18 protein-coding genes and 4 tRNA genes are annotated in these 23398 nt (G+C 68.7%); 15 read left to right on the forward strand and 7 right to left on the reverse strand.

The features are described from left to right. Positions 1-144: 144 nt before the first annotated feature. Genes JOM49_RS34805 through JOM49_RS34810 form a run of 3 tightly spaced genes read right to left on the reverse strand, consistent with a single transcriptional unit; the run spans position 145 to position 2191 of the window. Positions 145-1137: a DNA cytosine methyltransferase gene (locus JOM49_RS34805; RefSeq protein ID WP_209668392.1), complete on the reverse strand. Its 993-nt coding sequence runs from the start codon at positions 1135-1137 to the stop codon at positions 145-147. Next, the gene (locus tag JOM49_RS44480; protein ID WP_443626480.1) at positions 1134-1709 is read right to left on the reverse strand and encodes a deazapurine DNA modification protein DpdA family protein; all 576 of its coding nucleotides are present in this window, start codon (positions 1707-1709) and stop codon (positions 1134-1136) included. Before JOM49_RS44480 ends, JOM49_RS34805 begins: the two co-directional genes overlap by 4 nt. Continuing rightward, entirely contained in the window at positions 1700-2191 is a 492-nt protein-coding gene (locus JOM49_RS34810) for a hypothetical protein (RefSeq protein WP_209668393.1), read from the reverse strand. The genes JOM49_RS44480 and JOM49_RS34810 overlap by 10 nt, the downstream gene beginning before the upstream one ends. 124 nt (positions 2192-2315) lie before the next feature. On the opposite strand from JOM49_RS34810, the gene JOM49_RS34815 reads away from it, so the two are divergent. From JOM49_RS34815 to JOM49_RS43480, 4 genes are all read left to right on the forward strand, one after another. Beyond that, positions 2316-2960 carry a class I SAM-dependent DNA methyltransferase gene (locus JOM49_RS34815; RefSeq protein ID WP_209668394.1) on the forward strand — a complete coding sequence of 215 codons (645 nt, stop codon included), beginning with the start codon at positions 2316-2318 and terminating at the stop codon, positions 2958-2960. A 1222-nt stretch (positions 2961-4182) separates the two neighbouring features. Further along, on the forward strand, positions 4183-8451 hold the full coding sequence (locus JOM49_RS34820) for an nSTAND1 domain-containing NTPase (RefSeq protein WP_209668395.1): 4269 nt from the start codon (positions 4183-4185) through the stop codon (positions 8449-8451). Between the two features lie 389 nt (positions 8452-8840). After that, the gene (locus JOM49_RS34825; protein WP_209668396.1) at positions 8841-9032 is read left to right on the forward strand and encodes a hypothetical protein; all 192 of its coding nucleotides are present in this window, start codon (positions 8841-8843) and stop codon (positions 9030-9032) included. 656 nt (positions 9033-9688) lie between these two features. Beyond that, positions 9689-10771: a tyrosine-type recombinase/integrase gene (locus tag JOM49_RS43480; protein ID WP_209668397.1), complete on the forward strand. Its 1083-nt coding sequence runs from the start codon at positions 9689-9691 to the stop codon at positions 10769-10771. A 100-nt stretch (positions 10772-10871) separates the two neighbouring features. On the opposite strand, the gene JOM49_RS34835 is transcribed toward JOM49_RS43480, so the two are convergent. After that, positions 10872-10943: transfer RNA gene (locus JOM49_RS34835), tRNA-Val, on the reverse strand. A gap of 417 nt (positions 10944-11360) precedes the next feature. Between JOM49_RS34835 and JOM49_RS34840 the strand changes: the two genes are divergently transcribed. The 4 genes from JOM49_RS34840 to JOM49_RS34855 all read left to right on the forward strand — a co-directional run bounded on the left by JOM49_RS34840 (position 11361) and on the right by JOM49_RS34855 (position 12152). Next, positions 11361-11786, forward strand: coding sequence for an SsgA family sporulation/cell division regulator (locus tag JOM49_RS34840; protein WP_020672550.1), 426 nt, complete (start codon positions 11361-11363; stop codon positions 11784-11786). Positions 11787-11907: 121 nt separating this feature from the next. Continuing rightward, a tRNA-Gly gene (locus tag JOM49_RS34845) sits at positions 11908-11980 on the forward strand. A gap of 25 nt (positions 11981-12005) precedes the next feature. After that, positions 12006-12076: transfer RNA gene (locus JOM49_RS34850), tRNA-Cys, on the forward strand. Between the two features lies 1 nt (position 12077). Then, positions 12078-12152: transfer RNA gene (locus JOM49_RS34855), tRNA-Val, on the forward strand. Between the two features lie 123 nt (positions 12153-12275). Here JOM49_RS34855 and JOM49_RS34860 read toward each other — a convergent pair. Beyond that, the gene (locus JOM49_RS34860; RefSeq protein ID WP_245369574.1) at positions 12276-12539 is read right to left on the reverse strand and encodes a hypothetical protein; all 264 of its coding nucleotides are present in this window, start codon (positions 12537-12539) and stop codon (positions 12276-12278) included. 1963 nt (positions 12540-14502) lie between these two features. Here JOM49_RS34860 and JOM49_RS34865 point away from each other — a divergent pair. Both JOM49_RS34865 and JOM49_RS34870 read left to right on the forward strand, forming a co-directional pair. Beyond that, entirely contained in the window at positions 14503-15411 is a 909-nt protein-coding gene (locus JOM49_RS34865) for a 2OG-Fe(II) oxygenase family protein (RefSeq protein WP_308158971.1), read from the forward strand. A gap of 18 nt (positions 15412-15429) precedes the next feature. Further along, the gene (locus tag JOM49_RS34870; RefSeq protein WP_372444146.1) at positions 15430-15867 is read left to right on the forward strand and encodes an SET domain-containing protein-lysine N-methyltransferase; all 438 of its coding nucleotides are present in this window, start codon (positions 15430-15432) and stop codon (positions 15865-15867) included. Here JOM49_RS34870 and JOM49_RS34875 read toward each other — a convergent pair. Together JOM49_RS34875 and JOM49_RS34880 are read right to left on the reverse strand one after the other, a co-directional pair. Continuing rightward, a complete protein-coding gene (locus JOM49_RS34875) occupies positions 15836-16222 on the reverse strand; it encodes an SGNH/GDSL hydrolase family protein (RefSeq protein ID WP_372444147.1) in 387 nt (128 codons plus the stop codon). The two genes, JOM49_RS34870 and JOM49_RS34875, sit on opposite strands and share 32 nt — an antisense overlap. 422 nt (positions 16223-16644) lie before the next feature. Then, the gene (locus tag JOM49_RS34880; protein ID WP_209668401.1) at positions 16645-17349 is read right to left on the reverse strand and encodes a GntR family transcriptional regulator; all 705 of its coding nucleotides are present in this window, start codon (positions 17347-17349) and stop codon (positions 16645-16647) included. Positions 17350-17439: 90 nt separating this feature from the next. Here JOM49_RS34880 and manD point away from each other — a divergent pair, with 90 nt between their 5' ends. Genes manD through JOM49_RS34905 form a run of 5 tightly spaced genes read left to right on the forward strand, consistent with a single transcriptional unit; the run spans position 17440 to position 23380 of the window. Next, positions 17440-18648 carry a D-mannonate dehydratase ManD gene (gene manD / locus JOM49_RS34885; RefSeq protein ID WP_209668402.1) on the forward strand — a complete coding sequence of 403 codons (1209 nt, stop codon included), beginning with the start codon at positions 17440-17442 and terminating at the stop codon, positions 18646-18648. Next, entirely contained in the window at positions 18645-20051 is a 1407-nt protein-coding gene (locus JOM49_RS34890) for a mannitol dehydrogenase family protein (RefSeq protein WP_308158972.1), read from the forward strand. Before manD ends, JOM49_RS34890 begins: the two co-directional genes overlap by 4 nt. Before the next feature lie 19 nt (positions 20052-20070). Next, the gene (locus JOM49_RS34895) at positions 20071-21438 is read left to right on the forward strand and encodes an MFS transporter (RefSeq protein ID WP_209668403.1); all 1368 of its coding nucleotides are present in this window, start codon (positions 20071-20073) and stop codon (positions 21436-21438) included. After that, entirely contained in the window at positions 21435-22451 is a 1017-nt protein-coding gene (locus JOM49_RS34900; protein WP_209668404.1) for an L-idonate 5-dehydrogenase, read from the forward strand. Before JOM49_RS34895 ends, JOM49_RS34900 begins: the two co-directional genes overlap by 4 nt. Then, complete coding sequence (locus JOM49_RS34905) at positions 22448-23380, forward strand: sugar kinase (protein WP_308158973.1); 933 nt, start codon at positions 22448-22450, stop codon at positions 23378-23380. The genes JOM49_RS34900 and JOM49_RS34905 overlap by 4 nt, the downstream gene beginning before the upstream one ends. Positions 23381-23398 lie beyond the last annotated feature (18 nt).

Consider the following 23398-nt stretch of genomic DNA (forward strand, 5'->3'; position numbering starts at 1 on the left):
CGGTCGCCCGCGGGGTCGGCAGAAGTCGTAGACTGTCCAAGAGAGACGGGCCTCCTTGTCGTGACGTGGCGGAGATTCCGTTGGAAGAACCGTCGTGCGCGGTCGGTGTCGGCAGCAGGGCCCCACGCACCCGGGGAAAGACAGCTACGAATCCCTCCTTTCCCTTCCCCCGGCGTTTGCGTTGCCGCGCAATACATTCCGTGCGTCGGTGACGTCGGGGTGCTCAGTGCGCGGGCGCGGTCGGGAAGAGACGGTCCGCCGTCGTGGGTGGTGTGGGTGCAGTTCTTCGCGCCCGAGGCCGTCGGGGTTGGCAACAGCCGCACCGAGTCGGTCAGCGTCACGCAGCCGGCCGGGATCGGACGACCCGGATTGCGCACGGTTTGAATCGCTGCCGACCGCGAGTCCGCTGCCGTCGGCGTCGGCAACAACTGGCCCGGTTTCACCACCGAGTCGACCGCGTCGTTGAGATTGACCTGGTGCCCGCCCGCGCGGCGCCGTACCGGGTCGGCCGGGCCGCGTGGCTCCCCGTCGCGGGCCTGCGGGGTCGGCATCATCCGCATCCCATTCCGGGCGGGGGACGGCACACAGGAACACCCGCTCGCGTCGGTGGGCGGCACCGATGTCGGCGGCTCGTACGCAACGCCAGACCGCGTCATACCCCGCTTCGGCCAACCCGCCGAGTACACGGTCGAGGCCGCCGCCTTTCCAGCGCAGGGCGGCAACATTCTCCACGACGACGAGGCGCGGTCCCAGTACGCGAACGGCGTCCAGGATGGTGTGCCACAGTCCACTGCGAGCGCCTTTCTCGATACCCGCGCGCCGACCGGCCGCGGAAATGTCCTGACACGGGAACCCCGCGGTGAGCACCTCGACCGGTGCGGCCGCGGCGAAGTCGACCGCGCGTAGATCACCCAGGTTCGGAACACCTGGCAGGCGTGCGGCGAGGAGTTTGGCGGCGTGGGGGTCGATCTCGCTGTACCAGGCGATCCGGCCACCGAGCACCGTGGCGACGCCGAGGTCGAGGCCGGCCAGTCCGGTGCACAACGACCCGATCACCGGGCCCGCGGTCGCCACGAACCGCAACTCCTCGAGCGCGTCCCGGCCGCCCACGGCGTTGTCGGGGTGGAGTGTGGTCATCGCTGCGGTCCCTTCCTCAGCGGAGCGCGGCTCGTGGCTGGGCGTGTGACCGTCCGGCGCGGCGTTGGCCGGGCGCTGCTCGGCCGCGAAGAAGGGGAACTGCGTGGCGAGGGCCGTGACGCAGGACGCCGGGTGTTCGCGTGCCGAGCCGGGCGGGTGAGGGTTCGTTGTAGCCGGGTGTGCCAGGCCAGGGCGTAGGCCAGGCAGTTGGCTTCGCTGCGGTGGCTCGGGGTGCAGCCGGGCAGATAGCGGCCGCTGAAACTCCACGCTGCCGAGTCGCTGGAGCAGATCACCTCGCCGTAGCGGGCCAAGCCGATGGTCTTGACCCCGAAACAGTGCAGCCGCAGACCGCGGGCGTGCAGCGACCGCACGACGCGCTCGACTTCGCCGCTGTGCTGGCGCCGGTTGTCGCGGCAGTGGCCGTGTCCCGTTGTGAGCGTGTCGCGTTGCGACCAGCCAGTGAAGCCCATCGGAGCCGTGTGCGTCCACGTTAGACGATCGAACTTGCGGTCGGTGGATGGGTGATGTCGTGTCGCGGTACTCCTTTGGAACAGATCTTCGTTCAGCCGCATGGTCCGGTGATCCTCGACTTCCTGGCGGTGGGGAGGGTGCGGACGTTGTTCGGCGAGTCGGCGCGTTGTCGAAGCCGGAGGATCTCTTCGTGCTGCGCGGCGAGTTGTGACAACGCGCGCTCCTTGAACTCGGTGAGCTCGGTGATCCGTGCATCGCGTTCCCGGACGCGTTCACGGAGCTTGGCGTTCTCGGCTTTCAGCCTGGTGATCTGGAGTTCGCGCGGGTCTGAGACGGTGCCCGCCTCGCGGAGATCGGCCAGCCGACGCTGAAACTCCTCGGCCAGGTGCTGATAGGGCCCTGGCCGCTGGTTGCCCTGCGGGTCGGTGCGTGCGTAGAAGCCCGTTCTGGCGACGCCGGCTTCTCGTGCGAGAGTCTTGAGGTCGCAACCGCCGCGGGCTGGAAGCTGCCCCAGCAGTAGGCGGTCCATCGCAGCACGGATGCTGGTCTCGTTGCGGCGGCGCTGTTCGGTTGTCAGCGGCATGATGTGCTCTCCTGCATTGCGGTCTGCGGAAACATGGCGGAGTTCTGGGCCAGTTGGCGGCCGATGATCGGTCTCTCTGCGTCGGCCGTCCACGAGGTCGTGATCATGGAATATCGTGCCGGTCATGACCACGGATGACTGGTTGGCCGACACCCGAACCTCTTATGACACGGTCGCGGTCAGCTATGCCGACCAAGTGCGCGGCGCCCTCGCCGGACACCAGTACCTGCGCGCGGCTCTGGCGTTGTTCGCCGACAGCGTGCGGATCGCTGGCGGCGGGCCGGTCGCGGACATCGGCTGCGGCCCCGGTGAAGTCACCGCCCACCTGCATGAGCTCGGTGTCGACGCCTTCGGTGTCGACCTCTCCCCTGGGATGATCGACGTGGCCCGGCGCGACCACCCCGGCCTGCGGTTCGAGGTGGGCTCGATGACGGACCTGGACCTCCCCGTCGCTTCGGTGGCCGGCCTGCTCGCCTGGCAGTCGTTGATCCACATCCCTGACGACGAGGTGCCGACTGTGTTCGGGCACTTCCACCGAGCATTGCGTCCCGGCGGACCGCTGCAGCTCCTGTTTCACGTCGGCGACGAGTCGCGGTTGAAGACGGAGGGCTATGGCGGTCACCCGGTGAAGGTCCATGTCCACCGCCGTCAGCCTGACCAGGTGGCATCCTGGCTGCGCGATGCCGGATTCGTGGTCGAGGCTCAGATGCTGCTCGACCCGGATGCGGAAGCTCAGCAAGCGATTCTTTTTGCACGCAGTAAGTCCTAACTTCTGCATATGTCGGGCTCGCCAGTCGGAACCGGAGGACGTGCGGGTGTGCTCCCAGCGGTGCTGGTGGCCTCGTCGATGCTGTCGAGCCGGGCAGCAGCGTCATGCCGAGGGCCGGCTGTTCGGGGTCCTCGTCGAGCCACAGCGGTTCCGGTGCGCTGCCCAGGCCGGCGGCGTGAGTAAGGCCGTGCCACTCGCGCTCGACGCGCCGCCGGTCCGTCTTCTTGTAGAGCTTGATGCAGATTGGCGTGGGGGCCGCAGCCCAGGCGAAGACGTCGTTGTTGCGACCACCGTCGAGTGCCTGCAGCCCGTGTTCGTCGAGCGTGGCGGCCAGTGCGTCGGCTCCGGCCGCACGCGCGGCGCGCAGGGCGCTGAGCAGGTCGGTGGGAGCAGTGGGCTCGCGGTGGCTGGCCAACGTGGTCATCGTTTCGGACTCCCGGTTTCGGCTCGGCAGGGATGCACGGGACTCGCCCGTCTGCCTGATCTGCTGCAGGGTGGCGTGAATAGCGAGGTGAGTGTCGACCGGGTCGAGTTCGGCAAGCAGTCCAGCTTGACAATCCAACGCACATCCCGCTTCAGTTAGCCACCACAAACGACGTTCCGCTCCGTATCAACGCAGGTCAGAAGTGTCTTCCCCGCGCGAGCGGGGGTGTTCCGGCGGGGCTCACTCGCGCCTCTCCCCGGTCACCGTTTCCCCACGCGAGCGGGGTGGTCCGGCGACCAATGCGGACTTCGGCCAGTTTCTCGGGCTTCCCCGCGCGAGCGGGGGTGGTCCCCCGTTGTTCTCGTTGTCCGAGTCCACGCCGAGGTCTTCCCCGCGCGAGCGGGGGGTGCTCCAATGAAGTGAGTGGCCAGCGTTCCGGTCACGTCGTCTTCCCCGCGCGAGCGGAGTGGTCCGCAGCTGCCTGGCATCGTCGGCGCCCGGTACGAGTCTTCCCGCGCGAGCGGGAATGCTCCGTAACACTTCGTCACCTGGAGGTCGAAGTACCGTTCTTCCCTGCACGCGCGCGTCGGGATGGGCCGCCGAGGTTCGGATTGCCGGCTGCTCCATTCTGGTGTTGTCGCCGTATTCACCAGGGCGATGTGTCTGCCGGCACGACAAACTGGGCTTCCGCCCGGCGCGGTCGCGCCGGGGACGGGCAAGAGGGGTGGACGTGATCTTTCTGCTGCCACTGCCGGAGCTGATTCCCGGTGCTTCGGCGCAGGCCGGCGAACCGGCGCCATGACAGCGGCGCCACCCGCTGCCGAGAGAACCGGGCCCGGCTCGCTGGACGCCGCCGTACTGCGGATCTTCACGCCTTCTGGCCACCCGGTCGGCTTGGGCTTCCTGGTCACCGACACGCTCGCGCTGACCTGCGCGCACGTGGTGTCCAGTGCTCTCGGGATCGACGACGACACGCAGCCGCCCGCCGGGGCCACCGTCGTGGTGGACCTGCCGCTTCTCGGCCCGGGGCGGGCCGAGGTCGAGGCCGTGGCGAGCATCGCGCACTGGGTTCCCGGACTGCCCTCGGGCGCGGGGGATGTGGCCGTCCTGCGGCTCGACGCGCCGTTGCGCGACGCCCGGCCGGTCCGGCTGGTCGAGGCGGAGGAGCTGTGGGGACACCCGGCGCGGGCTTACGGCCTGCCGGACGGGCGCCCCGGCGGTGTGTGGCACAGCGGCACGTTGCGGCATCGGCAAGCCAACGGCTGGGTACAGGCCGACCTGGCCGGGAGCGGCTACCCGGTCTCCCGCGGGTTCAGCGGCGGACCGGTGTGGGACGACGAGCTGGCTGGGGTGATCGGCATGGTGGCGATGACCGAATCCGGACATCCGGCTGCCTGCTACCTGATCCCTGCCACCAGCCTGCTGACGGCCTGGCCCGGTCTACGTGAACTCGTCCTGCCGCCCTCGCCGTTCCGGGGACTACGGCCCTTCCAGGAAATCGACGCGGCGCTCTTCCACGGCCGGCGCGCCGAGAGCGAGCAGGTGGCGCGGATCGTGGCTGGCGAGCGCTGGACCACCCTCATCGGGTCTTCCGGCTGTGGCAAGTCCTCGCTGGCCATGGCCGGGGTCGTCCCGCGGCGCAGGGCGGCCGGCGATTGCACGGTCGTCCTGCGGCCCGGCCACCACGCCAGCCCGCTGCACGCCCTGGCGGCCGCGCTGCTGCCGCTCCTGGAGCCGGAGCTGTCCGAGACACAGCGGCTGGCGGAGGCGCCCGCGCTGGCCGAGATCCTGGCCGAGCAGGGGCTGCGCGGGATCGTGCCCCGCGTCCTGGACCGGCACCACGGTGCCCGGCTGCTGGTCGTGGTCGACCAGTTCGAGGAACTGCTCGACCTTCCCCCGGGGCAGCTCGAAGCTCTGGCGCGGATCCTGTTCGACGACCGCACCCCGCCCGCGGTCAAAGTCCTGTGCACGCTGCGGGCCGACTTCCTCGAACCGGCGCTGGCGCACCCCCTGCTCGGGCCGGTCGTGAGCAAGCAGGTTTGTGCGCTGGAACCGATGCGTCCCGAACAGCTTCACGAGATCATCTCCAGACCTGTCGGCGAGATCCCGGGCGTGCGCTACGAACCGAACCTGGCCGAACGCATCCTGGCCGACGCCGGTGCCGAGCCCGGCGCCTTGCCACTGCTCGGGTTCACGCTGGACCTGCTGTGGGAACGGCAGGACAAGGGCGTGCTCACCCACCACGCCTACGAACAGATCGGCAGTGTCGCCGGCGCGCTGGGCGACTACGCCGAGCGCGCCTGGGCGGAGAACGTGCCCGCATCCGACGAACCCTCAGCTGGACGTCTGCTCACCCAGCTGGTGCGGATCCCGATCGGGACGTCGGCGCCCACCCGCCGGATCGCGCCACGCGCGGAACTCGGCGAACAGGAATGGCGCATCGCCCAGCGGCTGGCCGCCACCCGGCTGCTGGTGCTGCAAGGCAGCGAAGGTACCGAGACCGTCGAACTCGCGCACGAGGCGCTGCTCACCGGCTGGGACAGGCTCGCCCGGCAGATCGCCGCCGACCGCTCCCTTTTGGACTGGCGTGAGTCCCTGCGGCACGACACGGACCGCTGGCATCGTGGCGGGCAGCCCCGCGACCTGCTGCCGAGCCGGACGTCCCTGGCTGTCGCGAGGCGATGGTTGCCCGAGCACGCCGCCGAACTCAGCGCGGCCGAACGCGACTACCTGGAGCGCGGCCGCGTCCACCGGCGTGTCCAGACCCGCAAGCGACGATTCCTGGTGTCCGGGCTGGCTATCGTCGTCGTGGCAGCGCTGACGTTCAGCTCGCTGTTCGTGTACGCGCGGTGGCAAAGCAGCGAACGCGAGGCCCTGGCCAACTCGCGCGCCTTGGCACAACACTCGCAGGACATCTCGGCGCACGAACCGGCTCTGTCGGTGATGACCGCGCTCGCGGCGTACCAGACGTCGCCCACCCAGGAGGCGCGCAACCAGCTGCTGCGGCAGTACCTGGCGCTGTCGGACTCCGAACGGGTGTTCTCCGGGCTCTCGGGCACGATCGCCGGATTCCACACGAGCCGGAACGGCGATGTGGTCCTCGCCAGCACCGACCTGGGTCGGATGAGACTCTTCGTCCACGCCACCACCGGCAAGGTGCGCAGTGAACCGGTGCAGGCGGGCCATGTGCTCTACACCATGGTGTCCCCGGACGGCGAGCGAGCCGGGTTCGTCAACGAAGACGGGACCGCCGGCTGGTTCGAGGTGGACGCCGACGCGCCCGACCCGGCCGGGCCGGTGCACACCCTGCCCAAGGTGACCGACCTGAGCGCGTACTACAACGGCCCGGAGCACTCGGCTGCGATGTCGCCGGACGGCACGCTGATGGCCGTCCCGACCCGCGACCGCCTGGTCTGGTGGGACCTGGACACCGCGGCCATCGCCGGATCGGTTCCCGTACCGCCCGACGCCGGCAACGGGCTGTGGATCACCCCGGACAACCGGACCTTGCTGGTGCAGACCTACGGCCTCGAAGATCCCGGCCTTCCAATTGGGCTGGTGGCGGTGGACATGGCCACCGGACTGTCCCGCACCGTGCTGACGCCGGAGCCGAATCTGCGGTTCACGATCTCCGGTGATCGCACGGCCGCCGTGGTTTGCCGCTACCGGGAAGGAACGGGTTCGGTCGTGCGGCGGGTGCGGCTTCCCGAGGGAACCGAGGAGGGGCGCCCCTACAGTTCCTCATCGCACCTGTGCGGCTCCAACGCCGTGGACGCGACCGGGCAGCGGGTCGTCCTGAAGGACGGAGCCGTGCTGGTCGTGGACCTGGACCTCGGCACCGAGGTTTCCTGGGGCAACGTGCCGCCCAGCGGCACCGCCTTCGCCTCGAACCTGATATCGGCCGACGGGAAACTGCTCCTCGCCAGTCACGGGAGCGCGAAGATCACCTACACCGAACTGCCACCCGGCTCGCGGACCCTCGAGGTCGCCGATCAGGTGCTCACCGACGACGGCAGCAAGACGATCAGCCTGCTCGAAGACGGCGCCCTTCAACTCCGGCCCGCGGGCGTGGACAGCGACCGAGTGCTGGCCGAGGCGCCTGCCCCGGCAGCGCGGGAGGACCTGCCGGACAATGCTCTCTACCTCAACCGGGACGGCAGCCTGGTGGCGAACCGGGAAGCCACCAATGTCGTCGTGGTGCACGAAACCGCCACCCTGCGGCAGATCGCCCGGATCACCGCCGCTGTGCCACCGAGCCCTCCGCCGACCGCACCCGGCGACTACCTCCACACGGGACGCCGGCGACCGGACAACAACTTCAGCTTCTTCTTCGGCCAGACCGGCGACGTGGTCACCGTGTCGGGCAAGCAGGTGCAGCAGTGGGACGCGCGGACGGGCAGGCAGCTCGCGCAGTTCGACACCGCCACCTTGCACCCCGGAGGTGACGCCGACGCTGGTGTCCCGGACGTGGCAGTGGGCCCCTACCCCCGAGACAACCATGTGCACGTGGTCATCTACGGCGATCCGGTCGTCCGCGCCGTCGACCTCTCCACCGGCCACACGACCGCCACGATGAACGTCACCGACGACGCACTGGCCCTCCAGTTCGACCGCAGCGGCCGCTACTTCGCCCTGATGAGGCAAGGAAGCGTCGTCGAACTGTGGCAGCGCGACCCGCCGGCGCGGATGCTGGGATCGTTGCCCAGCCTCAGCGACATCACCGGCAGGCGGTGGTGGGCCGGTTTCCTCGACGGTGACGGCCATTACATGATCGCGGCGAACAACTCCATCCGCGTCTACCGGATCGGAGAGAAAGCCCCGGCGGAGTCCTACGAATTCGGGCGCCCGGACGGCGCCAGGCAACAGAGCCCGTACACCTTCGTCAACGTTTCCAAGGACGGCCGGACGGTTCTCTACGCCGGCGAGGACGGGATGGGCGGCGCACTCGCCCTCGACCCCGCCGCGTGGGCACGGGACCTGTGCCGCATCCTCGGCCACCGCGACCTCACCCCGGAAGAAGAGGTCAGTCTGCCCGCTCCCGTCCCAGCGCGACAGGTCTGCCCCTGATCTGTCCTGCCGTCTCGATCTTGTCCTGCGTGGTGCTCCGGCGGTGGTCGTGAGACAGAGCGTGCGCTGGTGTCGCTTCTTCGCGCCGACTACGTCGCGTCCGTGCGGTGATAACCCCGGAGTCGTTGAGCAGGTCCCTCTGCCCCGCCCGCTGCGATTTCGGGAGCGCGAAGCCGCGGCGGTAGCCGCCGCGAAGCCAATCTTCGCCGTGAAGGCCGCTCTAGTTCGCCACTCAAAACGGCGTTCACTTGCACCACCCCAGGTCAGGGAGTATCTTCCCCGCGCAAGCGGGGGTGGTCCCCCCTTCGCCACCGCGGCCCCGCCGTCCACATCGTCTTCCCCGGTCTTCCCCGCGCGAGCGGGGGTGGTCCCTCAAGCTGGCCACCACGGTGAGTGGCCGGCTGCAATCCTCGGAGCTCCTCTTCGACGAGCACCTGGGCGGCACGCAGGCCGGTCACCACGGTGCCCGGTGCTTCCTGCTCAGCCTGACGCAGATCCGGAGAAGGCGCCGGAAAGGGGTCGCGGGACGGGTGAGTCTGGTCGCGCTCGGCCAGCAGTGCTCGCCGCACCCCAAGCCCTGATCAACTAGCTGTTCGGCAGCGGACGACTCGCGGTGACTCGCATCAATCAACCTGCACTTGCTCATTAGCCGAAGTCGCCTCCTCGATCGTGATGAGTTTCTTGTCCTGGCACGCTGATCCGCACATTCGCCTCGCGGCCGGGCAGGGATTCTTGATCGGTCTAGGTCAATTTTTCGTGAACCCGCGTCCCCAAAGTGCTCATTTTTCGGAGTTAGAGGACACAAACGCTCTCAACGCGCGCCAACGACTCCGTTAAGGACACGCACATGCACTACTCCACCTCTTCGTTCCGAACCACAGAGTCGACCCTTCGCCCAGGCGACGAAGCCGAAAACTATTCATGCGGAAACGTCGAGGGTGCGAATTCTCGGTTGTTGCACACCCCAGCGCAAGCAGCCTCGCTGCTCACTGTCCGGGAACCGTGGTTGCGCCGGAAAGCCGAACAGTGCCGGATCCCCTGCACTTTCGTCGGCAAACATCTCAGGTTCTCTGACACCGACCTCCGCGCGATTGTTTCCAGCAGTGCACGACCTGCACGCAGCCGACGCTCGGATTCGCCTCCTTCTCGCCGCATCCGGTGACCACATTTCAGTTGCTCTCTATGGCTACACGAGCGTCACTGGATGCCCGCGCTATAACACGGCAGCGGTTTTCGCGTGCGCTACCGGCTTTCCGACGAATCCCTTCACAGCGAGACAGGATTCGCCACACGTGATGAAGCCGACGACCGGGCAGCGGACGTCGAGTCCGATCAGCGCAGAGGCAGGTTCGTCGACCCCCGCCTCGCCCAGACCACCCTTGGCGACTGGGTCACGCGATGGCTCGAAGCACTCGATGTGGGCCCGGGCACGTCGGCGACCTACCACTCTCACCTGCGCAACCACATCCTCCCCCGGTTCGGCACCACCGAACTCGGTGAACTGTCCAGAATGGGCATCAAGGGCTGGGCCAAATCACTACGCCGCAACCTGAGCGACCGCAGCGTCGCCGACGTGGTCGGCCTACTGTCCATGATCCTGGGCGAGGCTGTCGACGAAGGACTGATCGGCGCGAACCCGTGCCGCAAACTCCGCCTCAACGCCGGCGACCAGCCCGAACGCCCCTTCGCCACCGCCGAGGAAGTAAACCGGATCACCCACCGCATGACCCCCGCCAACGCCACGCTGGTCACCACCGCCGCCTACACCGGCATGCGCTGGGGTGAACTGGCCGGACTGCAATGGTCCCGAGTGGACCTGGACCAGGCCCAGGTCACCATCACCCGTACCGACGGTGCCCTGCACGAACTCGGCGGCCGACTGGAACTCGGCCCGCCGAAGACACCAGCCGCCGTCCGCACCATCGATCTGCCCCCGTTTCTCGTGGGCTTGCTGGGCGAGCACCAGCACCACTACCCGGGGCGGTTCGTGTTCACCGGAGCCGACGGCGGCCTATATCGCCGGTCCAACTTCCGCCGCCGAGTGTGGCTTCCCGCCGTCGAAGGCTGCCGCGCACGCGGCTGGACACCCATCAAGCCCGGCATGCATTTCCATGACCTGCGTCACACCCACAAGACCTGGCTCATCGAGGACGAGATACCCGAGGTCCTGCAGCACGTGCGACTGGGTCACAAGTTCCACGGCATCCGCGGCATCTACTCCCACGTCACACAGCTGATGATCCAGCGCCTGCTCGACCTGCTGCAAGCCCGATGGGAGCGAACTGGGAGCACCGCATGCCTGACCTCTTCGGAGAACTGACTGTGGTCAAGATCGCTTGCTCCCATTTTGCTCCCACAGACAGCAGAACGGCCCATCGACTGACTACGTCGATAGGCCGTTGACCTGCAAGTACGGGACGTGGGCGATACTGGGATCGAACCAGTGACCTCTTCGGTGTGAACGAAGCGCTCTCCCGCTGAGCTAATCGCCCCGCTTGCGGTGTGTGAACACAGTAGCGCACCCCCGCGACGGGCCCGCACACCGGGGTCCCGTTAAGCGGAAACGGGCCCGGCCAAACGGGTGGCCACGTTCCGCTCATCGTCCGATACGGAGCGAACAACATCGTGGTAGCGAAGGCCTTGGACGCACGCGGCGCACTAGGGGACTACCGACATTCGCGCGACAGCGCTATCGCGTCGGGATCAAACCGAGCAGTATGGACCCGTGGGAGATCAGCCAGGGCGCGTGCGGCGGCCCGGAGGCCAGGGGTGATGATGGAACGAGCGGCCGCGCGAGATGACCCCGTCCGGGTGATCTTCGGGGATTCCGCGAGCGACACGGCGCCTCCGTACGTCTCAACGTCGCGACTCGGTCAACCTGGACCGGGAGAGGAGTGAAGGGTAGGACGATGCGCAACGATCACGTGACGCTCCGCTCGACGGCGGTCTTCGACCTGCTGGCCCCGCGGACGCCCGCAGTCCCCGTGAAGGTGGAGCTGCGCTACGACACTCGCGACCCGTACGCGGTCGTCGCCGCGTTCCGCACCGGCCGCGCCGGCTGGGTCGAGTGGGTGTACGCACGTGACCTGCTCGCCGACGGCCTGCTCGCCGACGCCGGCGACGGGGACGTCCGCATCCGGCCCTCGGTGGAGGATCCCGAGTCCGTGCTGATCGAGCTGAACTCCCCGTCGGGGCACGCGATGTTCGAAGCCTCGGCCCAGGAGCTCGCCGACTTCCTCGACCGGACCTACGACGTGGTGCTGCCCGGCAACGAGCACCTGTGGGTCGACGTCGACGACGCGCTGACCCACCTGATCCCGAACGACCTGAGCTGATCCGGCCTGCTCAGCGGCCCGCGCGAGCGAATGGCCACCCCCCTGCAACGGGGGTTTCGGGGATCGGCTAAAGTTCTTCACACACCGCGAGCAAGGGAAACCCCGGGCGAGCGGCGAAAATGCGGACGTAGCGCAGCTGGTAGCGCATCACCTTGCCAAGGTGAGGGTCGCGGGTTCGAGTCCCGTCGTCCGCTCGGAAGGCCTACTCGGGCCTGACACGGTGGAGTGGCCGAGAGGCGAGGCAACGGCCTGCAAAGCCGTGTACACGGGTTCGAATCCCGTCTCCACCTCGCGCGATTAGCTCAGCGGGAGAGCGCTTCCCTGACACGGAAGAGGTCACTGGTTCAATCCCAGTATCGCGCACCACATGTTGTCGCAGGTCAAAGCCCTGTCCCTTCTCATCGGGGACGGGGCTTTACTGTTCTGAAGGCGATGAAAAGGCGATGGCCTTCTTCGCCGGTTCCAGCGCTGTTTCAGGCCTTGTCGGCCTTAGATGCGGGCATCACTCCCCCAGCTTGACCCGCTCCGCTGAGGTAAGTGGGTCAGCGACTGCATCCACCGCGCTTCGAGCGCCTCGATGATCTGCCGTCGCATCTCCGGGGTCACGTGGTCGTACACCCGGGCCATGCCCTTCATCCGCTGCCCCAGCCGGGCCCGCCGGGCCACCTCAGGAATCCCGTCCTCGGTCAGCCAGCTCGCGTGAGTGTGACGTCCCTCATGAAACGTGAAGTCCGGCAAGACTGGCGGAGCCACCTGAGACTCCCCCATCTCCGTGGTCTCCGCGCCGTCCTCTCCATCGACGTCCGCCCCGGCCTGCTCGTCCGGGAGTCATCAGGTTTATCCCACTCAGTGGGGCAACTGTCTGTGTCTCAAGACTCTATTCGCCTATGAACCTTCCACCACGGGCATCGACCGCAGATGGCGTCGAAGAGGCCGGGTCCGTACGGCAAATCGGCGGACGGCCAGGCAGAGACAACGTGGCCAACGCCCAAGATGAGCCAGTCGGCCAGCCGTCGAATGAGAGAGTGGTCGGTTGTCACACCGCCGCGAGGAAGCCGGTATGCGGCTGGGGCCGAACGACGCCGTGCGCGGGTCGGACGCCACCCCTCCCGCGATGAGACATCCCTGCCGACATCGCCCTTGCCGCACCCCGCGGTGCAGTGGTTCGCAGCCCACGAAGGTGAGCAGAGGAGCGGGGTTCGCGCTTTCCCTCGGGAACTGCCGAAACCTCGCGCAGGAAAAGGCCCGTTCCAGAAAATCGTCTGAGCTCGCCCTCCGGCCGCGCACCGAGCAGAGGGTGTTGAATCCTACGCCTGGCCGAGTCGGCCGAGGAAGAAGAAGGAATGGCTGACCGGCCCGCCCCCGCCGTGGTCGAGGACCATCGGGAACTGCTGCGCGAAATCGCCGCCGAATTCGGCTCCCCCCACGTCTACAACCTCGACCGCATGCAGGCCCGCGCAGCAGCCGTGCGCGCCACGCTGCACCCCGCGCGGCTGCACTACGCCATCAAAGCCAACCCGCTGCCGGAAGTCATGCTGGCTCTGAATAACGTCCTTGATGGGTTGGAGGTTGGATCGAGCGGTGAACTCCGGTACGTGCGGGAACTCGGAACCGCCCGGACCGCGTCCTGGACGGCGGCCCAGCGAAAGCCCACACCGTGCGGAGTGGGGCGCGCGCTGTGCACCTCGAATCCACCGGCGAACTGGCCGCCGCCCGCGGTGCCGACGCGGGCACCGCGCTCGCTATGCGGGCCAACACGACGACCGGTGTCGAGGCGCCGTTGGACAACATGGTGGGCGGCCCGTCACGGTTCGGTTTGGACGAAGAGCTGCTCACCGACCTGGCGGGGCGACGCGACCTTGCAGGGGCGCCGGCGTTCATCCGGTGGGCAGGTGGTGCTGGAGTTTGGCCGCTACCTCACCGCTGCGGAGGGTGTGCTGGGTCACCACGGTGCTGACGGAGAAGCAATCGCGCGGCACGCGGTTCGCGTTCATCGACGGTGGCTACAACGGGTTATCTGGCCGTCCCTGACCGGCGAGCCGCGCCAGATCGTGCCACTGCGCGACCTTCCCGCGGACCGGCCGACGTCCCCCAGTCGTCGTCTGCGGCCCACTGTGCACGCCGACCGCCACGTTCGGCGTGGTGCACGACTGGGTGCTCCACCCAGGCGCGGCAGTCGCCATTTGCACCGCCGGTCATTGGGCCGAATGCCGCGCCGCCCGAAGTCGTCCTCGATGGTACGGCGTGGCTCTGTTCAGGCCGGAAGGCCGCCAGCACTGGCAGGACGTCTTTCGATCATTCGGCCTCTACTCGACTGGCATCGAAGGCTCGTGACTTGAAAGCGGAACTACACCGCGCGTTGACGCACTGGATGCCCGCCAGGAGCCGCGATCAAGACACTCGTATTGCGAATCACCAGGGGAGGCCGAGTTGCCTCCAGAAGGGTCACCCGAGCGGGTCGCACTGAGTGCCATGAGCACGAGGAACCGTACACGATCGGCGGCTGAAGAGGATCACTCCGGTGGACGATGGTGTGAGCGGTGGGCTCCGGCGAAGGTGCCTTTAAGAACGGTTTCAACGTTCAGCGCCGGCCGAATGCGGTTCGAGCAGAGCGGCCGGTGTCCTGCGATCACAGAGCGCGTCGGACGAGTCGGCGATCCACCGAACGTCCGGACGACTCGAGGCAGTCCGGTCCACGAGGACACGGGAGGACACGGTGATACCTCAGGTACGGCTTCCGGGACACTCGGACGGATGGACATCGGCTGACCGAGCAGTGGTCGCCGTCAACATCGGTGACGCCTGCCGGCGGCAGGGCTACTTCTTCGTCCACGACCACGGTGTCCCTCCCGAGTTGATCTGCGATGCCTATTCGGAGGCCCGGCGGTTCTACCGGCTTACCCTGGAAGAGAAGAGCAAGTACGACACCGCTGAAGATTCCCAGTTTCTCGGCTACCGGGCACTCGGCCGGGAAAGGAGCCGCGTCCACCGCGGCACCGAGTCCTGCGAGCAGTACCGGATCGGCAACACCACCGATGAACTCGCCGTGCCCGAGGCGGACTTCTACCACGCTCAGTTCCCGCAGTCGCTGGAACTCTTCCACCACCTGACCCGCTTGAGCGATGGCCTTCTCGCCGCGTGCGCCCTGGACCTGGGACTGGACGAGAACACCTTCGCCGACCACCCCGGCACGCCACTACACCGTCTGGGTCTCAACCGCTACGCCGCAAGCCACCCGTCCACCTCCGGCCCGAAAAACGCCAGCGCGATGTCGCCGCACGTCGACCTGTCCCTGCTGACCATCCTCGACCAGGACGAACCGGGCCTCGACGTCCGGGCCGCCGATGGAACCTGGCTGGCGGTACCCGCCGTCCCGGGCGCGCTGTTCGTTTTCATCGGCGACTACCTGCAACGCTGGTCCAACGGACTGCACCGGGCGGCCCCACACCGGGTGAACAAAGTGCGAAACGACCGCATGTCGATCCAGTACAAGCACCGCCCCGCCTACGGCGTCGTAATCGCTCCATTGGACGACCTCACAACCACCTCCAACCCAACCAGATACCCGCCGCTCGACACCGGCCCCGGCTACATGACCGTGCTGAAATCGATCCTCAACAAGTAACGCATCCGGCGGAAGGTCGTGCCGGGCAAAGGACACGGGGTCTTCGCCGTGCGTCGCTTCCGCCCCGGCGAGACCGTGGTGGTGGGCCGTCGTGTTCGGGACCTTCCCGAGCGGACGATCCATTCGGTGCAGACCGGGTGGAACAGGCACGTCGAACTGGACCGTCCCGCCGTACTGGTCAACCACTCGTGCGAACCGAACGTGGGGATCGTGGACAACACCTTCGACGGCTACGACTTCCTCGCCCTGGATACCATCGCGCCGGGTGAGGAGATCACCTGGGATAACGCCGCGAGCGAATGGGAAAGCATCGCCGTGCCATCATGTCTGTGCCGAAGCCGACGCTGCCGTGGCGCTTCCCTGGGTTATCGGTGTCTCACCGCAGCACAGATCGCCCACCTCGGCCGATACACCGCCCGCTACCTCATCGCCTCGCCACCGGCGCCACGCCCATGAACACGTGGATCGGGCGTACTCGCCAACACAAGGGCGCTAGCCGCGCCCCCACGGCCGCACACCACAAGATCAGCACGTGCTTGCCGGGGAGAACGGAGGGGTAGCCGATCGTGATCACCTTCGCGTTGGGGGCGGCGTCGTGCACCGCCTCTAGCATCGCCTCGTACTCGGTGAGCACCCGCTCGTACCGTTGCCCGATCTCGTACTCGAAGTGGTTCAGGCAGTAGCGGCCGAACAGGCCGTCCTTGACGCAGCGCACGAGGATCTCGGCGAAGCCCAGGGTGTTCCCGCCGACGCCGATGGTGACCACGTCGGTGGTTTCGTCCAGCCCGGCCCGCTCGATCTGGGGGTCCACCTTCGCCCATCCGTCGGCTGGGGAATCGACGGGGCTCAGGGGCTGCTGGCCGCTGTCGGCGATGTGCTCGATGGTTGCGCCGCCGCAGCTGACGTTGGTCAGCTGCACGCTCCGGCCGGGCGGTCGGCGGCCAGCGCCCTCCGGACGAGGTCGGGGTAGGAGTTGGTGGTGCGGCGCTGGCGAACAGTCCGGCGGTGTAGGAGTCCCCCAGCGCAGCCCACTTGAAGGGGCTGCCGCCTAGGCTTGAGCGCCTGTCGGCAGCAGGGCACCGGCCGCAGCCTCCAACCGGTCTTTCGACGTGTCGCGATCGACTCCGTTTGCGCCACGCGCCGCGATACGGTTTCGATTTGCGGCGAGCGTGTCTCCGGGAACGTGGTGGCAGCTGCGGATGGCCTCGATTGCCGCGTCCTTCACGACGTGGCTCATTCCCACACGACGATGTTGCGGCGGACCGGAGTGGAGCCGTTGGCTGCGGCGAACAGCTGGGGCAGGCGTTCCCGGATCTTCTCGACATCGTCGAACACTGCGCGCAGGTGCCCGCGCATCGCGTCGCGGGCAGCCTCGGTGTTTCCGGCCAGGACGGCGTCGAAAATCCGGAGGTGCTGGTCGGCGAAGTCGGGGGGCGCGGTCTCCTGCAGGCCGAGGCGGCGTGCCCGGTCCAGATGCCCCTTCGCTGAGACGACAGTGGCCCACGCGTTGCCGTGCCCGGCGAGCCGGAGCAGCCCGTGGTGGAACTCTTCGTCGAGCGCGAAGAAGTCTTCGACGTCCAGGCCCGGGGCCTTCTGGGCGGCGAGGTTCTGCCGCAGCTCGTCGATCAGGTCGGGATCGAGCGCGGGAGGGAGGTCTTCCAGTGAGGCCAGTTCCACGGCTTCACGCAGGAACTGCGCATCGGCCACCCGTGCCGGGTCGACCCTCGAGACGAACGATCCGACCTGCGGGAACACCTGCACGAGCCCTTCTTCGACCAGCAGGATCAGGCTCTCGCGGATTGGCGTGCGGCTGACACCCAGCGAGGCGGCCAGCTCGTTCTCCGACAACGCGGCACCAGGCGGCAGCTCCAGGGTCAGAACCTTGCGGCGAAGCGCCTCGTAGACGGCGCGGCGACTCGTCCGCTTGCCAACAGTCACGGGACCACCATACCGGACCTGTCTTGTAATCGTACGCGACAAGTGCTTGTATACAAGTACTGTGCGACCAGACGGTGAAGGGTGGATCCGATGACCACGATCGAGCGAGCAGAGGTCTTCGTGGCCTCTCCGGGCCGGACCTTCGTCACGCTCAAGATCACCACCTCCGACGGGGCGGTCGGCTATGGCGACGCCACCCTCAACGGCCGGGAGCTCGCCGTCGCGAGCTACCTGCGCGACCATCTCCTCCCGCTGCTGGCCGGCAAGGACCCCGCTCGCATCGAAGACATGTGGCAGTACCTCTACAAAGGCGCCTACTGGCGTCGTGGCCCGGTCACCATGACCGCGATCGCCGCCGTCGACACCGCCTTGTGGGATCTCAAGGGCAAGGTCGCGGGCCTGCCCGTCTACCAGCTCCTCGGCGGCCGCTCCCGGGACGGGGTGCTGGTCTACTCCCACGCCAGCGGCCGGGACACCGCCGAACTTCTCGATGACGTCGACCGCTTCCTGTCACTGGGCTACAAGGCGGTTCGCGCCCAGGCCGCGGTGCCTGACGTCGGTGGAACCTACGGCGTCCGCAAAGGGAAGGTCTACGAGCCGGCCGCCACCACACTCCCCGATGAGCAGCCCTGGGACACCGAGGCCTACCTCGGCTTCGCCCCCACCTACCTGGAGGCGGTGCGCGAGAAGTTCGGCTTCGGCTTCCACCTGCTCCACGACGTCCACCACCGGCTCACCCCGCTGGAGGCGGCGCGCTTCGGCAAGCAGGTCGAGCCCTGCCGGCTGTTCTGGATGGAAGACCCGACGCCTGCGGAGAACCAGGAGGCGTTCCGGCTCATCCGGCAACACACGACCACGCCCATCGCGACCGGGGAGGTGCTCACCTCCATCTGGGACGTGCAGACCCTGATCACCGAGCAGCTGATCGACTACGTCCGAACCACCGTCGTGCACGCCGGTGGCCTCACCCACCTGCGCCGGATCTTCGACCTGGCCGCGCTCTATGGCGTACGGACGGGCTCTCACGGTGCCACCGACCTCTCGCCGGTCAGCATGTCCGCGGCCGTGCACCTCGACGTCGCGGTCCCGAATTTCGGCATCCAGGAGTACATGGGCCACCCCGACGAGGCCGCCGAGGTCTTCCACGGCGGGCCCACCTACGCCGAGGGCATGCTCTTCCCGAGCGAGGAACCCGGCTTGGGCGTGGTCTACGACGAGGCCGCCGCCGAGCGATTCCCTTACCAGCAGCGGTATCTGCCGGTCGCCCGGCGGCTCGACGGCTCGGTGCACGACTGGTGAGCACGATCGCTTCGGGACTTTCCCGGGCCGCTCTCGCCAGGCTGCCCCGCGACACGCGCCCGCGGGTGGACCCGGCTTCCCTGCGCCCGCGGATCGTGCACCTCGGCGTGGGGGCGTTCCACCGGGCCCACCAAGCTGTCTACACCGAACGCGCCGGCGGGGACTGGGGCATCGCGGCGGTCGCACCGCGGTCGGCCGCCACTGTCGAGGTGTTGCGTGTGCAGGACTGCCTGTATTCGGTCACCGAACGGTCGGCGGAGGGTTCCCGCACCGCCGTCGTCGGGTCAGTGGTCGAAGCGCTCCTGCTGGGCGACAACCGGTTCGACGCCCTGCTGACCGATCCCACGGTCACCGTGGTCACCCTGACGATCACGGAAAAAGGCTACTTCCGGCGCCCGGACGGGGGGCTGGACGCCGCCGACCCCCGGATCTCCGCGGAACTGGCAGGCGGGCCCGTGCACACGGTCGTGGGCCGCCTGGCGAACGCGCTGGCCGCACGAATGCGGGCGAACGGCGCCCCGATCAGCGTCGTCAGCTGCGACAACATGGCAGCGAACGGAGCGGCGACGGAGAACGTCATCCGCCACTTCGTCGCGGCGACGTCGTGGGCCGACCGCGACCGGGTACTCGGGTGGATGGACGCCTCGGTGCGCTTTCCCTCGACGATCGTGGACCGGATCGTCCCGGCGACCACCGAGACCGACCGGATCGCGGCCGCGGTGGCCCTCGGCGTGGCGGACGCACTCCCGGTCGCGGGCGAGGCCTACCGCCAATGGGTGCTCGAGGACTCCTTCGCCGCCGACCGGCCCCGGTGGGAGACCGACGGCGCCCTGCTCGTCCCCGACGTGACGCCCTACCAGCTGACCAAGCTGCGGCTGCTCAACGGCGCCCACTCGGCCCTGGCCTACCTCGGACTGGCCACGGGCGCCGAGACGATCTCGGACACCATGGCCACCGACTGGGGAAAGCCCCTGGTGCTGGGACTGGCCGACGAGGTGGCACCCACCTTGCCCGCCGATGGCCCGGACCCGCTGACCTATGCCCGAGACCTGATCACCCGCTTCGCCAACCCGGGCATCCGGCACCTGCTGCGTCAAATCGGGTCCGACGGCTCACTCAAGATTCCCGAGCGCTGGCTGCCGGTGCTGCGCGAGCGCCGGTCCCCTCTGCTGGAGCTGGCGCTCGCCGGCTGGGTGCTCGACACCCGCCCGGATCGCGCGACCGGGACCACCGACCCGGCTGCCACGACGCTCGCCGCCTGCTGGAACGACGACGTCGAGGCGACCGTGCGGAGACTGCTCGAGAGCGTGGGCGCCCCCGATCTCGCGGCGACGGACGACCTCGTCGCCGCCATCGTCACCCACCTGCCCGGCCTCGGCGCCGGACGAGTCGAATTGCCCTGACCGAACAACGGAGTTCACGATGACCGACAGCCCCACCGGAACGGCGCCCCAGGCACCAGCAACCCGCAGCACGCGGGACCTCACCCGAGCCGCGGTCTCCGGTTGGCTCGGCACCGCCATGGAGTTCATGGACTTCCAGCTCTACTCGCTGGCGGCCGCGATCGTCTTCAACCGCGTCTTCTTCCCCGACGTCAGCCCGGCAATCGGCCTGATCGCCGCGATGGCCACCTACGGCGTCGGGTACGTCGCCCGACTCGCCGGCGCGGTCTACTTCGGACGGATGGGTGACCGGCTGGGCCGCAAGAAGGTCCTGGTCATCACCATCCTGCTGATGGGCGTGTCCACCACTCTCATCGGCGCATTGCCGACCTACGCCACCATCGGCATTCTCGCTCCCATTCTGCTCGTCGCGCTGCGCCTGCTGCAGGGTTTCGGTGCGGGTGCGGAAATCGCGGGTGCCACGGTGATGCTGGCCGAGTACGCGCCCACGCGCCGCCGCGGCCTGGTCTCCTCGCTGGTGTCGCTGGGCACCAACTCCGGCACGCTCGCCGCGTCGGGCATCTGGGCGATCCTGCTGGCGGTGCTCTCGGAGAAGCAGCTGGTCGAATGGGGCTGGAGGATCCCGTTCCTGCTGAGCTTCCTCCTGATGATCTTCGCGGTGTGGCTGCGTCGCAACCTCAAGGAGAGCCCCGTCTTCGAGGAACGGGCGGACGTGGTGGGCGGCGTCGCCATGTCCAAGACCGAGGCGGTGTCGGAGGGTGTGCTCGAAGCGGGACTCAAGCAGCGCAAGGGCAAGGCGTTCTTCCTCGCCCTCGGCCTGCGGTTCGGCCAAGCGGGCAACTCGGGCCTGGTGCAGACGTTCCTCGTCGGCTACATCGCCACCACGCTGCTGGTCGACCGGTCCATCCCCACGGACGCGATCGTCTACGGCTCGCTGCTCGGGTTCGCCACGGTGCCACTGGTGGGCCTGCTCGGTGACCGCGTCGGCCGTCGCCCGGTCTACCTCGGCCTCACGATCCTGACCATGCTGATCGCCTTCCCGACGATGCTGCTGATCAGCACCGGCGGCACGGTCGCGGTCACCCTCGGCATGGTTCTCGCGCTGAACATCGGCGTGCTCGGCCTGTTCTCGATGGAGAGCGTGACCATGGCCGAGCTGTTCGGGGCCCGCACCCGGTTCACGCAACTGGCCCTGGCCAAGGAGATCGGCGGCATCCTCGCCACCGCGATCGGCCCGGTGGTCGCCGCCACTCTCACCGCCGTGACCGGTAGCTGGTGGCCGATCGCCGCGATGCTGGTCGTCTATTCGGCGATCACCCTCGTCTCGACCGTGCTCGCCCCGGAAACCCGGGGTCGCGATCTGGTGAAGCTGGAGGATGCCGCATGAAGGCCGTGGTCGTGCACGGCGCGGGAGACCTGCGCGTCGATACCCGCCCCGATCCCGAACCCGGCCCCGGAGAAGTGCTCCTCGCCCCGGAGTGGGGCGGCATCTGCGGCTCGGACGTGCACTACTGGAAGAACGGCGCCTCCGGCACGGCGCTGCTGCGCCACCCGCTGGTGCTCGGGCACGAGGTGGCGGGCCGGATCGCCGGCCTCGGCGCCGCGGTCACCGGGCTCGAGGTGGGAACGGCGGTCACCGTGCACCCCGCCGAACTGGTCGGAGACGCGCACCTGCCGGACCGGATCGCCGGGCGCACCAACCTCCACCCGCGGATCCGCTACTTCGGCTCCGCCGCGTTCGACCCGCACACCGACGGCGGCTTCAGCCAGCTGCGCACCGTCCGCGCCGACCAGATCCGGGTGCTGCCCGACGGCGTCGACACGTTCTCCGGAGCGCTCGCCGAGCCGCTGGCCGTGGCCATGCACGCCGTATCGCGGGCAGGCGACCTACGCGGCCGGGATGTCCTGGTGAACGGCTCCGGCCCGATCGGCGCGCTCGTGGTAGCCGCCGCGAAGCACGCGGGCGCCGCGTCGGTGACAGCTTCGGACATCGCCGAGACCTCGCTCGATATGGCCCGGGCGATGGGGGCCGACGCGACCGTGAACGTAGGGAGCGAGGCGCTGCCCGACGACGTCGAGATCGCGTTCGAGGCCTCCGGCGCCCCGGCCGCGCTCGGCCCGGTGCTGCGCGCCACCGCCCGGGGCGGGACGGTGGTGCAGGTCGGGAACCTCCCCGGCGCAGCGGTGTCCGCAGTGCTGGGCGACCTGGTCACCCGGGAGCTCACCTGGATCGGCTCATACCGATTCGTGGAGGAGATCTCCGACGCGCTCACGGCCATGGCCGGCGGACTGGATGTCACACCGGTGGTAAGCCACCGTTTCCCGATCGACGCCGCTGCCGAAGCGCTCGCCGCCGCCGCAACGCCCGGCACCGGCAAAGTCATGCTGGAGCTGCGGTGATCGTCACCCTCGGCGAGACCATGGCTCTGCTGACCCCCCGCGACCGCCTCCTCGCCGGGACCGACCTGCGGCTGGGCATCGGCGGCGCGGAGTCGAACGTAGCCATCGGGCTCGCCCGGCTGGGCGTGGACGCCACCTGGATCTCCCGGGTCGGCGACGACGACCTCGGCACCGCCGTCATCCGCGAAATCCGGGCCGAGGGCGTACGGGTGCTCGCCGAGCGGGACCCGCACGCCCCGACCGGGCTGATGATCAAGGAGATGCGCCACGGCAGGCCCAGCCGGGTCCGCTACTACCGGGCCGGCAGCGCCGCCTCCCAGCTCACCCCCGCCTTCGTCGACACCGTAGCCACCGAGATCGAGGCCGCGCAGGTTCTGCACCTCACCGGGATCACTCCCGCTCTCGGTCCCGAGCCCCGTGCTGCCGTCGCGCGTGCGGTGGAGATCGCCCACACCGCGGGCACCGCGGTGTCCTTCGACGTGAACCACCGCCGCACCCTCTGGCCGGACGCGCAGGCACGGGACGTGCTCACCGAACTGCTGCGGTCGGTGGACCTGCTGTTCGCCGGGCCGGAGGAGGCCGCCCTTCTCGGCGCCCACGGCGACCCGGGCACGACGATCCGCAAGCTGGCCGACCTCGGGCCTGCGACCGTGGTGCTCAAGCTCGGTGAGCGCGGCGCCCTGGGGCTCGCCGGCGACCACCTCGTCCACGCGCCCACCGACGCCGTCGATGTGGTCGACGCCGTCGGCGCCGGAGACGCCTTCGTCGCCGGCTACCTCGCCGCGCAGGTCGACGGGGCGGGCCTGGCCGGGCGGCTCGCTCTCGGCAACCAGCTCGGCGGCGCCGTCTGCCGCATGCCCGGCGACTGGGAAGGCCTGCCGACCCGCGCCGACCTCGACCTCGCCCCCACCGCGGATGTCGTCCGCTGACCCGGAGAGAGTGAACCC

Origin of the sequence: Amycolatopsis magusensis (assembly GCF_017875555.1) — a bacterium.
In the GTDB taxonomy this organism is placed as follows: domain Bacteria; phylum Actinomycetota; class Actinomycetes; order Mycobacteriales; family Pseudonocardiaceae; genus Amycolatopsis; species Amycolatopsis magusensis.

Coding starts and splice junctions, on each gene's coding strand:
- JOM49_RS34805 (WP_209668392.1), bottom strand. CDS start 1,137: ATGACCACACTCCACCCCGACAACGCCGTGGGCGGCCGGGACGCGCTC.
- JOM49_RS44480 (WP_443626480.1), bottom strand. CDS start 1,709: ATGCGGCTGAACGAAGATCTGTTCCAAAGGAGTACCGCGACACGACAT.
- JOM49_RS34810 (WP_209668393.1), bottom strand. CDS start 2,191: ATGCCGCTGACAACCGAACAGCGCCGCCGCAACGAGACCAGCATCCGT.
- JOM49_RS34815 (WP_209668394.1), top strand. CDS start 2,316: ATGACCACGGATGACTGGTTGGCCGACACCCGAACCTCTTATGACACG.
- JOM49_RS34820 (WP_209668395.1), top strand. CDS start 4,183: ATGACAGCGGCGCCACCCGCTGCCGAGAGAACCGGGCCCGGCTCGCTG.
- JOM49_RS34840 (WP_020672550.1), top strand. CDS start 11,361: ATGCGCAACGATCACGTGACGCTCCGCTCGACGGCGGTCTTCGACCTG.
- manD (WP_209668402.1), top strand. CDS start 17,440: ATGACCACGATCGAGCGAGCAGAGGTCTTCGTGGCCTCTCCGGGCCGG.
- JOM49_RS34895 (WP_209668403.1), top strand. CDS start 20,071: ATGACCGACAGCCCCACCGGAACGGCGCCCCAGGCACCAGCAACCCGC.
- JOM49_RS34900 (WP_209668404.1), top strand. CDS start 21,435: ATGAAGGCCGTGGTCGTGCACGGCGCGGGAGACCTGCGCGTCGATACC.